Origin of the sequence: Amycolatopsis sp. NBC_00348, from assembly GCF_036114655.1 — a bacterium.
Classification (GTDB): Bacteria; Actinomycetota; Actinomycetes; order Mycobacteriales; family Pseudonocardiaceae; genus Amycolatopsis.
The window spans coordinates 8,630,648-8,642,727 of record NZ_CP107994.1 but is presented as its reverse complement, the minus strand read 5'-3'; the positions used below and the strand labels follow the sequence as shown (position 1 = coordinate 8,642,727).

Here is a 12,080-nt window from a genome sequence, read left to right as displayed (position 1 = left end):
AGCCAGGTCGACGATGGCCCCGGCCCGGCCCGGCCGCGAAGCTCGGGGCATGGGGAAATCGCTCGTCGCGCTGCTCTGCGACATCGCCGCGCCGGTCGGCGGGTACTACCTGCTGCGGGCGTTCGACGTCGCGCCGATCTGGGCGCTGGCGTTCAGCGGCCTCCCGCCGGCGCTGCGGATGCTGTACCTGGCGCTGCGGCACCGGCGGGTCGACGGCATGGGCTTGTTCGTGCTGTTCGTCGTCGCGATCGGGCTGGTGACGTCGCTGCTGACCGGCGACGCGCGGCTGCAGCTGGTCCGGAGCGCGTGGTTCAGCATCCTGTTCAGCGTCTGGATGCTGGCGAGCCTGTGGGTGGGCCGCCGCCCGACGACGTACCAGGCCGTGCTGGCGCTGGTGCCGCACCGCGCCGACACGCTGGAGGCGCGGTGGGCGGACACGCCGTCGTTCCGCCGGGTCTGGCGCGTGCTGACGGTGATCTGGGGCGTCGGCGGGCTGGTGCACAGCGGGCTGAGCGTGGCGCTGGCGTACACGTTCCTGGTGGACAGCGTGCCCGGGCTCGATACGGTGCTGTCGATCGCGAGTTTCGTGGTGCTCCAGGTGGTCACCCAGGTGCTGCTCGCGCGGGAGGGCACGATGAACCGGATGTGGGCGCGCCGATGATCGAGATCCCGCCACCCGGCGAATACCGGCTGGACCCGGCGCGGTGCCGGGTCGGCGTGTCCGGCACGCACCTGTTCGGCATGTCGACGGTGACCGGCGAGTTCCCGCTGGCCGGCGGCACGGTGCTCGTCGGCGACCCGGTCACGGCGTCGCTGGTGACGGCGGAGATCGACGCGACGGGCCTCGCGACCGGCGACCGGCTGCGCGACACCGAACTGCAGTCCCGCCGCTTCCTGCACGGCCGCGAGCACCCGGTGATCACGTTCACCGAGGGCCACCCCCGCCAGGACGGCACGCGCTGGCTGCTGGACGGCATCGTGGCGGTCCGCGGGACGGCGGGCCGCGTCCAGTGCGAGATCGACGCGGTCACGCTGACACCGGACGGCTTCACGGCCCGCGCGGCGACGGTCATCGACCGCTTCGCGTTCGGGATGACGTACGGCAAGCGCATGGGCGGCCGCGAGTTCACGCTCACCCTCGACGTCACCGCGCTGCGGAGCTGAACTCCCGGAGCGGGCCCCACCCCCGCCCTCCTCTGGGTGTGATGTCCAGGGACGTTGTCCCGAGCTGAGGTGACCCGGTGAAGGCCTGTCGTGCAGACAGGTGAAGGCCCGGCTCGCCCGCCTGATCGTCGAACAAGGCTGGACCTGCGCCGCAGCAGCGAAGATGTTCATGGTCGCCGCCAAACCGCCGCGAAATGGGCTCGCCGCTACCAGCTCGAAGGTGTTGCCGGGATGGCTGATCGCAGCTCACGCCCCGCACCACAGCCCCACCCGCACCCCCCCAACACCTGGTGCGGGCGATCGTGCGGCTGCGGTGGCGCAAGCGACTGGGCCCGGTCCAGATCGCCGGTCGGCTCGCTCTTCCCGCCTCGACCGCGCACGCGGTACTGGTGCGTTGCCGGATCAACCGGCTCACCCGCATCGACCGGGTCACCGGTGAGCCGCTGCGCCGCTACGAACACGACCACCCCGGCTCGCTGATCCACGTCGACGTCACCAAGTTCGGCAACATCCCCGACGCGGCGGACACCGATACCTCGGCCGGCAGCAGGGAGCCCGCAACAAACGAGCTACTTCCGGCTTGCCGCGCAACGCCTACCGCAACCCACGCACCGGGACCGCGTTCGTGCACACCGTCATCGACGACCACTCGCGCGTCGCCTACGCCGAGATTCACTCCGACGAGACCGCCACCGCCGCTGCGGTCCTGCGTCGGGCGGTGGCCTGGTCCGCCGACCGCGGCGTGACCGTTGAACGGGTTCTGTCCGACAACGGCTCCGCCTACCGCTCTCATGCTATCGGCGCCGGGCGACGGAACCGGCTTCAAAGCCGCCGGCGGGCCGAGTTGTCCACATCTGACGTCGCTTGTGGACAAACGCCGGCGGGTCAGCTTCCGGGGGCCGGCGCGGGCATCAGGTAGAGGTTTTGCCGGCCCATCCACGGCGAGTCGATGTGCCAGCTCGCCAGCGCCGTCGACGGCGGGGCGTGGCGCGTGGTCGCCAGGACCAGCTGCGGGCTGATCGGGGCGACGCTGTGGTCGAAGTTGTGGAAGTTGGCCTCGAGCAGCGCGCGGCCCAGCTCGCCGCTGCGGCGTTTCGTCTCGGCGATCGCCGGGTCGACCGCGCCGCGGTCGGAGAACTCGTCCACCAGCTCGCAGTCGCACGCGTACGCCAGCGCGCCGACCTCGCCCGCCGTCTCGACCGTGCGGCCGTGGGCGATCGCCGCCAGTTCCTGGCCGATCTCGCGGTACTCCGTCGTCGACGCGTGGTTGCTGGTGATCGGCGCGAACTGGCGCGGGACGCCCGGCAGCACGTACACCGCGACGCTCGCGGTGAGCACCGCGCCGGCGCCGGTCCACGCGGCCTGCTTCGCCCGGTGCGGCGCCGCCGTGACGCAGGCGCCCAGGAAGATCGTCGCGCCGATGATGCTCGGCGCGTAGTACCAGTGGTACGGCGGGACGCCCAGCTGGCTGTAGGCGAGGTAGTGCAACGCGCCCGCGACGGCGAGCATCGCGAACGGCGTCAGGCGGCGGGCCGTCGCCGAGCCACGGCGGAGCTGGACCAGCCAGAGCAGCCCGGCCAGGCCGCCGAGCAGCAGCGGCAGGAACGACAGCGTGGCCGCGGCCGGGAAGTTGCGCCAGTAGAGGAGCGGGCCGTTGGTGAAGCTGAACGGGCCCCACGACTGCTGGCTGATCTTGATGACCAGCGTGTCCGGCACGGCCGAGCCGAGCACCAGCCAGCTGAAGCCGAACCACGGGAGCGTCACGGCGAGGGCGCCGAAGACCGTCCGCCAGATGCCGTCCCAGAACTCGCGGCGGGCCAGGAACACCACGAGCGCGATGAGCAGCAGGTCGATCCGGACCAGCGCGAGCAGCCCGATCACGAGCCCCAGCCGGCCCGGCCGGCGCTCCCCCGCGTAGACGAGCGTCCAGACGACACCGGTGGCGCCGAGCGCCACCTCCAGGCCGACCGACGACAGCAGCAGCGGGTTGACCAGCAGCAAGGCGAACGTCAGGGGCGCGAACGCCGGCGGCAGGCCGGCGCGCCCGGCCAGCCGGCGCAGCCCGAGCACGAGCCCCACCTGCGCGGCGACGAACACGATCCCGGCGGCCACCACGGCGTCACGCACGACGAACGTGACCGCGGCGAGGGCCAGCACGTTCAGCGGGGACGTCGCGGTGTTCGCCGTGCCCTGCTCGATCAGGCCCCAGTGCGCGTGGAAGGCGAGGTTTTTGGCGTAGGACAGCGTGATGTACGTGTCATCGATCAGATGGCGGCTGACCAGGGCGAACACCACGGCGGACGCCACCGCGGCACCCGCCGGGAGGATCCACGTACGGGTGACGGGCTGGGCCACCGGCAGCGCACCGGTGGCCTCGTCGAGTTCTGCGGAGGCGCTTCGCATCACGAACACCGTACTCTGCTCGTGACGCGAACGTGATCTGACCGGTATCAAGTGACACCAGAGCCGTCACTTTCACGGCGAAAGTGACGGCTCTGGGGTGGGTCAGATACCGGCTCCGGAGCCGTTCGTGCCGTCGGTGCTGCCGGAGTTGCCGCCGTTGGGGTTGCCGGGGTCGGTGTTGCCCGGGTTGGTGTTGCCGGAGTTGCCGCCGCCTCGGTTGCCGAAGCCGCCGCGGCCGTCCATGCCCGGGCCGGCGCCGGGGCCGGAGTACTGGCGGTTGATGCCCGGACGGCCGTCGCGGGGGCCGCCGCCGTGGCTCGTGGCCGCCGCGATCCCGCCGACGATGCCGCCGCCGATCAGGAGCCCGAGGATCCCGACGGCGACGAGCTGGGTGGCGCGGTGCCCGACGAACCGGCGGAACCCGCCGGACTGCCGTGGTGCGGCCGCCGCGGGGGCGCCCCAGGCGCCGTAGCCCGGGCCGGGAGCCCCGTAGGCCTGCCCGGGGCCGGGCTGGTTGAGCTGAGGGGTGGGCGGGCCCTGCTGGCCGTGGGCGGCGGTCTGGTCGGCCGCCGGAGCAGCGCCGGGCTGGGCCGCGGCACCGGGCTGGCCGGGCGCCGCCGCGGACGGTGGCCCAGCGGACGGCAGCGTCATGGTCGGCTGCCCGGATGACGGCTGCCCGGTGGCCGGTTGCCCAGCCGCCGGTTGCGCGGCGGACGGCTGCACGGCAGTCGGTTGCTCGGCTCCCGGCTGCACGGCTGCAGGCGAGGCGGACGGCTGCGCAGCGGCGGGTTGCCCGGGCTGAGCCGTGGCCGGTTGCTCAGCCGCGCCGGCCTGGGCCGTGGGCTGTTCGGCGGCCGGTTGCTCCGCGCCCGCGTTCGGCGGGACCTGGTTCGGGTCGCGCGGCTGGTCGGTCATGGTCGCTCCTGTGGTCTACGGGGACGAGCGCGCTGCCCGCCCCCACCACCTCAGGGTGACCCCGTCAGCTGTGCTGAACCTGAAGCCAACCTGTCGATCGGCCATGAGACCTCACAGGTAGAACGACAGGAACAGCGTGGCCACCCAGGTCAGGCCGAGCACCTGGAGCACGCGGTCCTTGAGCGCGATCTCCTCGGGCTCGCCCGCGATGCCGCCGTCGACGTCCACTGCGTAGCGCAGCACCGCCACCACGAACGGCACCATCGAGATCAGCGCCCACACCGAGTTGTGCTCGGTCTGGCGGATCTCGAACGCCCACAGGCAGTAGGACATGATCAGGATCGCCGCGGACGTCGCCCAGACGAACCGCAGGTAGCTGGCCGAGTACTTCTTCAGCGACGACCGGATCTTCGCCCCGGTGCGCTCGAACAGCATGATCTCCGCGTAGCGCTTGCCGGCCACCATGAACAGCGAGCCGAACGCCGTGACCAGCAGGAACCACTGCGAGAGCGCCAGGCCGCCCGCGACGCCACCGGCGATCGAGCGCATCAGGAAGCCCGAGCCGACGATGGCCAGGTCGACCACCGGCTGGTGCTTGAGGCCGAAGCAGTAACCGAGCTGGACGGCTTCGTAGACCGCCAGCACGACCGCCAGCTGCCAGCTGGCGAGGAACGAGACGCCGAGGCCGGCGAGGAAGAACACGACCGCGGACCCGTACGCGACGGGTACCGGCACGATCCCGGCCGCGATCGGCCGGTTCCGCTTGGTCGGGTGCGCCTTGTCGGCCTCGACGTCGACCGCGTCGTTGATGAGGTAGACCGAGCTCGCCACCAGCGAGAAGGCCACGAAGGCGACGATCGCGTCGAGCAGCAGGCCCGTGCGGTCGGTCGATTTCGAGAAGGCGAAGAACGGGGCCGCGAAGACCAGCACGTTCTTCACCCACTGGCGCGGACGTGCGGTCTTGATCACGCCGCCGACCAGGCCGAACGGGCCGCGTGTCGCGGTCCCCGAAGAGGTCTCGGCCGTCTCCGCCACCGGGTTCTCCGGTGCCTCAGGAGTCACGGCCGCTTCGTCGCTGTTGCGCTGCTCGGTCGTCTCGCTCATGGGTTCTTCTTCAGCTTCCGTCGTATCAGACCACCGACGAGCCCCCCGAGGGCCGCACCGGCCAGAACGTCTGTCGGATAGTGAACGCCGAGCACGAGCCGCGAGGCGAGCATCGGCGGTACCAGGGCGGGCACCAGGTTACGCCCGGTCAATCCGGAGTAGAGCACCGCCGCCGCCGTCGTGGACGTCGCGTGCGACGACGGGAAGCTCAGCTTGCTCGGCGTGCCGACCAGAACCTCCACGCTCGGGTGGTCCGGACGCGGCCGCCTGACCACGCGTTTCACCGCGATCGACGCCGCGTGGGCACCGACGACGCCTGCCGACGCGATCAGCCAGTCCTTGCGCCGCTTCTTGTCGACCGCGGCGCCGATCAGGCCGAGGCTGAACCAGCCGATGGCGTGCTCGCCGAAGTGCGACATGCCGCGCGCGGCTTTCACCGAAACGTCACTCTTCAGAAAGCCCTGCGCCTTCGAAAGGACGGCGACCTCGCCCTTCGGGGCGCCCTTCTCAAGCATCGAGGGACCCGTCGAGCGGTGCGCCGTCGGTCAGGTGCGGGGCGATCTTGTTGTCGAACGCCGAGAGCGCCGACCCGATGGCCATGTGCATGTCGAGGTACTTGTACGTGCCCAGCCGGCCGCCGAACAGGACGTTCTTCTCGCGCGCCTCGGTCTTCGCCAGCTCGCGGTAGGCCTCGAGCTTCTCGCGGTTGTCCGGGGTGTTGATCGGGTAGTACGGCTCGTCCTCTTCCTTCGCGAAGCGGGAGAACTCGCGGAAGATGACCGTCTTGTCCTTGGGGTAGTCCCGCTCCGGGTGGAAGTGCCGGAACTCGATGATCCGGGTGTAGGGCACTTCCTGGTCGTTGTAGTTGACGACCGGGGCGCCCTGGAAGTCGCCGGTCTCGGCGACCTCGGACTCGAAGTCGACGGTGCGCCAGGTGAACCGGCCCGCCGAGTAGCCGAAGTAGCGGTCCAGCGGCCCGGTGTAGACGGTCGGGGTGCCCGCCGGGATGTGCTCGCGGACGTCGAAGTAGTCGACGTTCAGCCGGATGTCGATGTTCTCGTGCTCGGCCATCTTCTCGAGCCACGCGGTGTACCCGTTGACGGGCAGGCCCTCGTAGGTGTCGTTGAAGTACCGGTTGTCGTAGGTGTAGCGGACCGGCAGGCGCGTGATGATGTTCGCGCCGAGGTTCTTGGGGTCGTTCTCCCACTGCTTCGCGGTGTACCCGCGGATGAACGCCTCGTAGAGGGGCCGGCCGACCAGCGAGATGGCCTTCTCCTCGAGGTTCTCCGCCGTGTCGGTCTCGAACTCGGACGACTGCTTGGCGATGAGCTCGCGGGCCTCGTCCGGGGTGTGCGCCTTGCCGAAGAACTGGTTGATCAGCGCCAGGTTCATCGGGAACGAGTAGACCTGGTCCTTGACCCGGGCGAAGACGCGGTGCTGGTAGCCGGTGAACTCGGTGAACCGGTTCACGTACTCCCACACGCGCTTGTTCGACGTGTGGAACAGGTGCGCACCGTACTTGTGCACCTCGATGCCGGTCTCGGGCTCGGCCTCCGAGTAGGCGTTGCCGCCGATGTGGCTGCGCCGCTCGAGGATGAGGACCTTCTTGCCCAGCTCGGCCGCGGCCCGTTCGGCGACGGTCAGGCCGAAGAATCCGGACCCGACGACGACGAGGTCGTAACCTGCGAAATCGGCTTCAGTAATCTTGGCGGGGTTCGTGTGCGCGCTCACGGGCGTCGAGGGTACGCAGGTCGGTATCCCGGCCCGCACCCGACTATCACATTTCGGCCTACGACACACCTGGAAAGCAGTGCCTGCACCCGAGGACTTCTGGAGCTACTTCGCCGCCGTGGCCACCTACGTGGCCGTGCTGGCGGTCCCCGGCGGCGTCGTCGGGTGGGCCGCCGGCCTGCGCGGCTGGGCCCTCGCGGGCCTCACGCCGCTGCTCAGCTACGCCATCACCGGCCTGGCCGGACCCTGGCTGGCGATCGCCCACGTGCCGTACGGCCCGCTCAGCGTCGTCGCCTGCACGCTGCTGCTCGCGGCCGTGCTGTACGGCCTGCGCCGGCTGGCCGTGGCCCGGGGGTGGATGACGCCGGGCGCCGAGGAGCCGCACCAGGCGTGGACCCGCCGGGCGCACCTCGCCGTCGCCGGCTGCGTCGGGATCGCGACGGCGGTGTCGATCGCCGTGGTGGTGTCCGGGCGCGGCGGCACGACCGCCGTCTTCCAGCGCTGGGACACCGTGTTCCACGCCAACGGCATCCGCTACATCGCCGATACCGGCGACGGCTCGCTGACCGGCATGGGCACCCTCAACTGGTACCCCGACGGCTCGTTCTACCCGAACGCCTACCACCTGGTCGGCGCGCTGGTCTACCAGCTGTCCGGGACGTCGATCCCGGTCACGCTGAACGCCGTCACGATGCCGATCGCCGGGCTGTTCGCGCTGGCCATGGTCGCGCTGGTGCGCCAGCTCGGCGGCCGCGCGGTGTTCGCGGGCTGCGCCGCGCTGGTCGCCGGCGGCGCCACCACCGGCGCGTACGAGTCGGTGTCGAGCGGGCTGCTGCCGTTCGCGCTGGGCATCGTCCTGACGCCGCTGGCCGCGGTCGCGCTGCAGCGGTTCGTGGTCCGGCCGGGCGTCGACACCGGCGCGGTGCTGGCCCTGAGCGCGGCGGGGCTGCTCGCCGCGCACTCGAGCGCGTTGTTCGGCGCGATCCTGTTCGCGTTGCCGCTGGTCGTGCAGCGCTGGTACCGGGCGCTGCGCGGCCGCCGCGTCGACGGCGTCCCCGACGGCAAGGCCGCCTGGCGCGTCGCGGGCGGCGACGTGCTGAAGATGATCCCGGTGATGGTGGGGGCGGGCCTCCTGGCCGCGCCGCACATCCTGGGCGCGATCACCTTCACGTCCGGGTCCTACCCGTACCACCCGTGGGGCTCGCACATGCCGGTGTGGAAGGCCCTGGCCATGCTGGCGACGTTCAAGCAGGTGCTGCCGGTGCCGCAGATCTGGCTCACGGTGTTCCTGGCGTTCGGCGCGCTCACGCTGGTGGCGCTGCGGCGGCTGCGCTGGGTCATGCTCTCGGCACTGGGCCTGTCGGCGCTGTTCGTCGTCGTCGCGTGCTTCGGCGGCGAAGACTGGGTGATCTCGCTCTCGCGGCCGTGGTGGAACGACCGGTTCCGGCTGATGGCGCTGGCGGCGATCCCGATGTGCCTGATCGCGGCGCACGGCATGAGCGAGGCCCAGCGGTGGCTGGCGAAGCTCGCCGACCGACGCGCCTGGGTGCGCGCGCGGCCGTGGCTGACCGGCCGGGTCGGGCTGGCGACGGCGGTGCTGATCGTGGTCGCGATGGGCGTGCTGACCGGCGGGTTCTACCGCGCGGCCAACGCCAAGACGGTGTCGCTGCTCTACTACAACGGCCTGCCGGGCGAGGTGGTCCCGCCGGTCAGCCAGGACGAGATCGACGCGATGGACCGGCTGGGCACGCTGGGCATCCCCGGCGACCAGAAGGTGCTCAACGACCGCCTCGACGGCACGGCGTGGATGTACGCGCTGACCGGCGTGCACCCGGTGGCCGCGCACTACGACGCCGGCGCGGTGAACCCCGACGCCGTCTACCTGGCGGCGCACTTCCGCGACTACGACACCGACCCCCGGGTCCGCGCGGTGGCGCAGCAGCTGAACGTGCACTACGTGCTGGTCGGCAGCGGCACGATCCGCCGGGACACGCCGATCTCGCCGGGCCTGCAGAAGCTGGACGGGCTGGACTTCGTGAGCGTCGTCTACCGGAACCCGGGCGCGGTCATCTACCGGATCACCAAGTAGACAAAGCCCTCGTGGCCGCGGCGCCCCGTGCCGCGGCCACGAGGGCCTCCCGTCCCCCAACCACCCCCGGGGTGATCCTTGACGTCTGCTCTGAAGGACGCCTGAGGGACGGCAATCGGTTTCCCGGCTACCCGGATGTCACCCGTTCGGCCCAGCGTGCAGCTCCGGCAGGACGTCGCTCGCCACCTGCTCCAGCACGGCTTCGTGGCCCTCGTACGGGGACGACGACCGCGGCCAGTGCGAGATGACGTCGGTGAAGCCCAGCTCGCCCGCGCGGCCGGCCGCGTCGCGGAACGCGTCCACGCTGCTCAGCGAGAACACCGGGCACGAGTCCAGGCTGAGGTGGCGCTGGATGCCCGCCCGCTCCCGGCCGACGGCGTCCAAGCGCTCGTCGAAGACCTCGGTCAGTTCCTTGATCCCGCGCCACCAGGCGTCGACGGTCTCACCGCCCTTGCCGGTCGTCACCCAGCCCGCGCCGAACCGGGCCGCGAGCGTCATCGTGCGCGGGCCGTTGGCCGCGACCACGAACGGCAGCCGCGGCCGCTGGACGGTGCCCGGCAGGTTCCGGGCGCCGCGCGCCTTGTAGTACTCGCCGTCGAAGTCGAACTTGTCGGTCATCAGCAGCCCGTCGAGCGACTCGACGAACTCCGTGAAGCGGTCGACGCGCTGCTTGGTCGTCAGCTCCGGCGCGGCGAGCACCTCGCCGTCGTAGTGCCGGTGGTCGACACCCGCGCCGACGCCGAGGACGAACCGGCCGTCGGAGACGTCGTCGAGGGTGGTCAGCTCGCGCGTGAACGGCACGGGGTGCCGTGCGACCGGCGACGCCACGAAGGTGCCGAGCCGGATGCGGGAGGTCACCATCGCCGCCGCGGTCAGGGTCGGGATCGCGGAGAACCACGGGCCGTCGACCAGGTTGCGCCAGCCCAGGTGGTCGTACGTCCACGCGTGGTCGAAGCCGTACTCCTCGGCGGCCCGCCACTTCGGCTCGGCGGCCCACCAACGATCTTCCGGGAGAATCACGATGCCTACTCGCACAGTGCGGGACGCTATCGGCAACCACCGACATTCTCACGGACGGGCGGGACCTCACCCGGACGTGTCAGGGACAATGACGGGGTGGAGAGACCCCTTCTGATCGCGTCCGACGTCGACGGCACCCTGCTCGGCCCGTCCGAAGCCCTCAGCGAGCGCACGATCGCGACCGTGCGCCGGGTGATCGAGGCCGGTGTGCCGTTCGTACTGGCCAGCGGCCGGCCGCCGCGCTGGATCGCGCCGATCGCGCGGCCGCTGGAGCTGACCGGGTACGCGGTGTGCGCCAACGGCGCCGTTCTCTACGACTGCGGCACCGAGGAGATCGTCGAGGTCCACGGCCTGCTCGAACCGTCGCTGCTGCACGACATCGCGAGCGCGCTGGACAAGGCGCTGCCCGGCTGCCGGCTGGCCTCGGAGCGCGTCGCCGTCGGCGCGGTGGACCACGACATGCGCAACTTCGTGATCGAGCCGGACTACCACAACCCGTGGGGCGACAACGAAGGCCGCACCGGGCCGCGCGCCGAGGTGCTCGGGCACCCGGCGATCAAGCTGCTGGTCAGCCACCGCGGCATGACGTCCGAGGAGATGGCCGAAGCCGTGAACTCGCTGTTCGACCGCGAGGTCGACGCCACCTACTCGTCGTCCGGCGGGCTGGTCGAGATCGCCGCGCACGGCATCACCAAGGCGACCGGCCTCGCCGACGTCGCCGCGCGCTTCGAGGTCCCGGCCGACCGGGTGATCGCCTTCGGCGACATGCCCAACGACCTCGAGATGCTCAGCTGGGCCGGCCACGGCGTCGCCATGGAGAACGGCCACCCGGCGGTGCTCGGCGTGGCCGACGAGGTCACCGGGCCGGCCGGGGACGACGGCGTCGCGCAGGTCCTCGAGCGCTGGTTCTGAGGCGTCAGGAGCGGTTGTCGAGCTCGGCCGCTTCTTCCGGCGTGGGCGCGGTCCCGCCCAGGTGGGCGGGCAGCCACCAGCGTTCCTCGTCGGACGCGGGGCGGTCCGGGTAGCCGGCCTGGGCGCGGTCGACGAGCGCGCTCATCCGGTCGCGCAGCTCCTTCGTCACGACGTCCCAGTCGTCGCCCTTCGCCGGGTGCATCGGCTCGCCGATGAGGATCGAGACCGGCACGTGCCGCCGCGTCAGGTCCTTCGGCCGGCCCTTCGTCCACAGCCGCTGGGTGCCCCACAGCGCCATCGGCACGACCGGGACGTTCGCCGCCGCGGCCATCCGGACGGCGCCCGACTTGATCTCCTTGACGGTGAACGACCGGCTGATGGTCGCCTCCGGGAAGACGCCGACGACCTCGCCGTCCTTCAGCTTCTGGAGGGCCTCGCGGTAGGAGGCGATGCCGGCGGCGCGGTCGACGGGGATGTGGTGCATCCCGCGCATCAGCGGCCCGGCGATCTTGTTGTCGAAGATCTCCTGCTTCGCCATGAACCGCGTCAGCCGCTTGGCCGGGCGCGCGCCGAGGCCGCAGAAGATGAAGTCCAGGTAGCTCACGTGGTTGCACGCGATGACCGCGCCGCCGGTGCGCGGGATGTGCTCCGCGCCCTCGATCCGGATGCGGTTGTCCAGTACCCGGAACATCGTCCGGGCCGCCGCGATCACGGGCGGGTACACGAAGTCAGCCATCCCGTC

Annotated in this window: 11 protein-coding genes and 1 pseudogene; 5 read left to right on the top strand and 7 right to left on the bottom strand. The window is 71.4% G+C overall.

Annotation, left to right across the window (positions count from 1 at the left end; genetic code table 11):
* Positions 1 to 49 precede the first annotated feature (49 nt).
* The 3 genes and pseudogenes from OHS58_RS38500 to OHS58_RS38490 all read left to right on the top strand — a co-directional run.
* The gene (locus OHS58_RS38500; protein ID WP_328645676.1) at positions 50 to 661 is read left to right on the top strand and encodes a VC0807 family protein; all 612 of its coding nucleotides are present in this window, start codon (positions 50 to 52) and stop codon (positions 659 to 661) included.
* Positions 658 to 1,164 (top strand): YceI family protein, encoded by a 507-nt coding sequence (locus OHS58_RS38495; protein ID WP_328645675.1) that lies wholly within the window; start codon positions 658 to 660, stop codon positions 1,162 to 1,164. Before OHS58_RS38500 ends, OHS58_RS38495 begins: the two co-directional genes overlap by 4 nt.
* Before the next feature lie 85 nt (positions 1,165 to 1,249).
* Positions 1,250 to 1,960: pseudogene (locus OHS58_RS38490) on the top strand (DDE-type integrase/transposase/recombinase); the annotation flags it as partial.
* Between the two features lie 89 nt (positions 1,961 to 2,049).
* Here OHS58_RS38490 and OHS58_RS38485 read toward each other — a convergent pair.
* From OHS58_RS38485 to glf, 5 genes are all read right to left on the bottom strand, one after another.
* Positions 2,050 to 3,567, bottom strand: coding sequence for a hypothetical protein (locus OHS58_RS38485; RefSeq protein ID WP_328645674.1), 1,518 nt, complete (start codon positions 3,565 to 3,567; stop codon positions 2,050 to 2,052).
* 102 nt (positions 3,568 to 3,669) lie between these two features.
* Complete coding sequence (locus OHS58_RS38480) at positions 3,670 to 4,482, bottom strand: hypothetical protein (RefSeq protein WP_328645673.1); 813 nt, start codon at positions 4,480 to 4,482, stop codon at positions 3,670 to 3,672.
* A 111-nt stretch (positions 4,483 to 4,593) separates the two neighbouring features.
* Positions 4,594 to 5,586, bottom strand: a complete 993-nt coding sequence (locus OHS58_RS38475) for a decaprenyl-phosphate phosphoribosyltransferase (protein WP_328645672.1) — start codon at positions 5,584 to 5,586, stop codon at positions 4,594 to 4,596.
* The gene (locus OHS58_RS38470) at positions 5,583 to 6,101 is read right to left on the bottom strand and encodes a phosphatase PAP2 family protein (RefSeq protein WP_328645671.1); all 519 of its coding nucleotides are present in this window, start codon (positions 6,099 to 6,101) and stop codon (positions 5,583 to 5,585) included. Before OHS58_RS38470 ends, OHS58_RS38475 begins: the two co-directional genes overlap by 4 nt.
* On the bottom strand, positions 6,094 to 7,317 hold the full coding sequence (gene glf, locus OHS58_RS38465) for a UDP-galactopyranose mutase (RefSeq protein ID WP_247059928.1): 1,224 nt from the start codon (positions 7,315 to 7,317) through the stop codon (positions 6,094 to 6,096). The genes OHS58_RS38470 and glf overlap by 8 nt, the downstream gene beginning before the upstream one ends.
* A gap of 79 nt (positions 7,318 to 7,396) precedes the next feature.
* Here glf and OHS58_RS38460 point away from each other — a divergent pair, with 79 nt between their 5' ends.
* Entirely contained in the window at positions 7,397 to 9,406 is a 2,010-nt protein-coding gene (locus OHS58_RS38460; RefSeq protein WP_328645670.1) for a DUF6541 family protein, read from the top strand.
* Positions 9,407 to 9,544: 138 nt separating this feature from the next.
* Here OHS58_RS38460 and OHS58_RS38455 read toward each other — a convergent pair whose 3' ends face one another.
* Positions 9,545 to 10,441 carry an LLM class flavin-dependent oxidoreductase gene (locus OHS58_RS38455; RefSeq protein ID WP_326956326.1) on the bottom strand — a complete coding sequence of 299 codons (897 nt, stop codon included), beginning with the start codon at positions 10,439 to 10,441 and terminating at the stop codon, positions 9,545 to 9,547.
* A 96-nt stretch (positions 10,442 to 10,537) separates the two neighbouring features.
* Between OHS58_RS38455 and OHS58_RS38450 the strand changes: the two genes are divergently transcribed.
* Positions 10,538 to 11,338, top strand: coding sequence for an HAD family hydrolase (locus tag OHS58_RS38450; protein ID WP_326951732.1), 801 nt, complete (start codon positions 10,538 to 10,540; stop codon positions 11,336 to 11,338).
* 4 nt (positions 11,339 to 11,342) lie between these two features.
* Here OHS58_RS38450 and OHS58_RS38445 read toward each other — a convergent pair whose 3' ends face one another.
* The gene (locus OHS58_RS38445) at positions 11,343 to 12,074 is read right to left on the bottom strand and encodes a lysophospholipid acyltransferase family protein (RefSeq protein WP_326956327.1); all 732 of its coding nucleotides are present in this window, start codon (positions 12,072 to 12,074) and stop codon (positions 11,343 to 11,345) included.
* Positions 12,075 to 12,080: the final 6 nt, after the last annotated feature.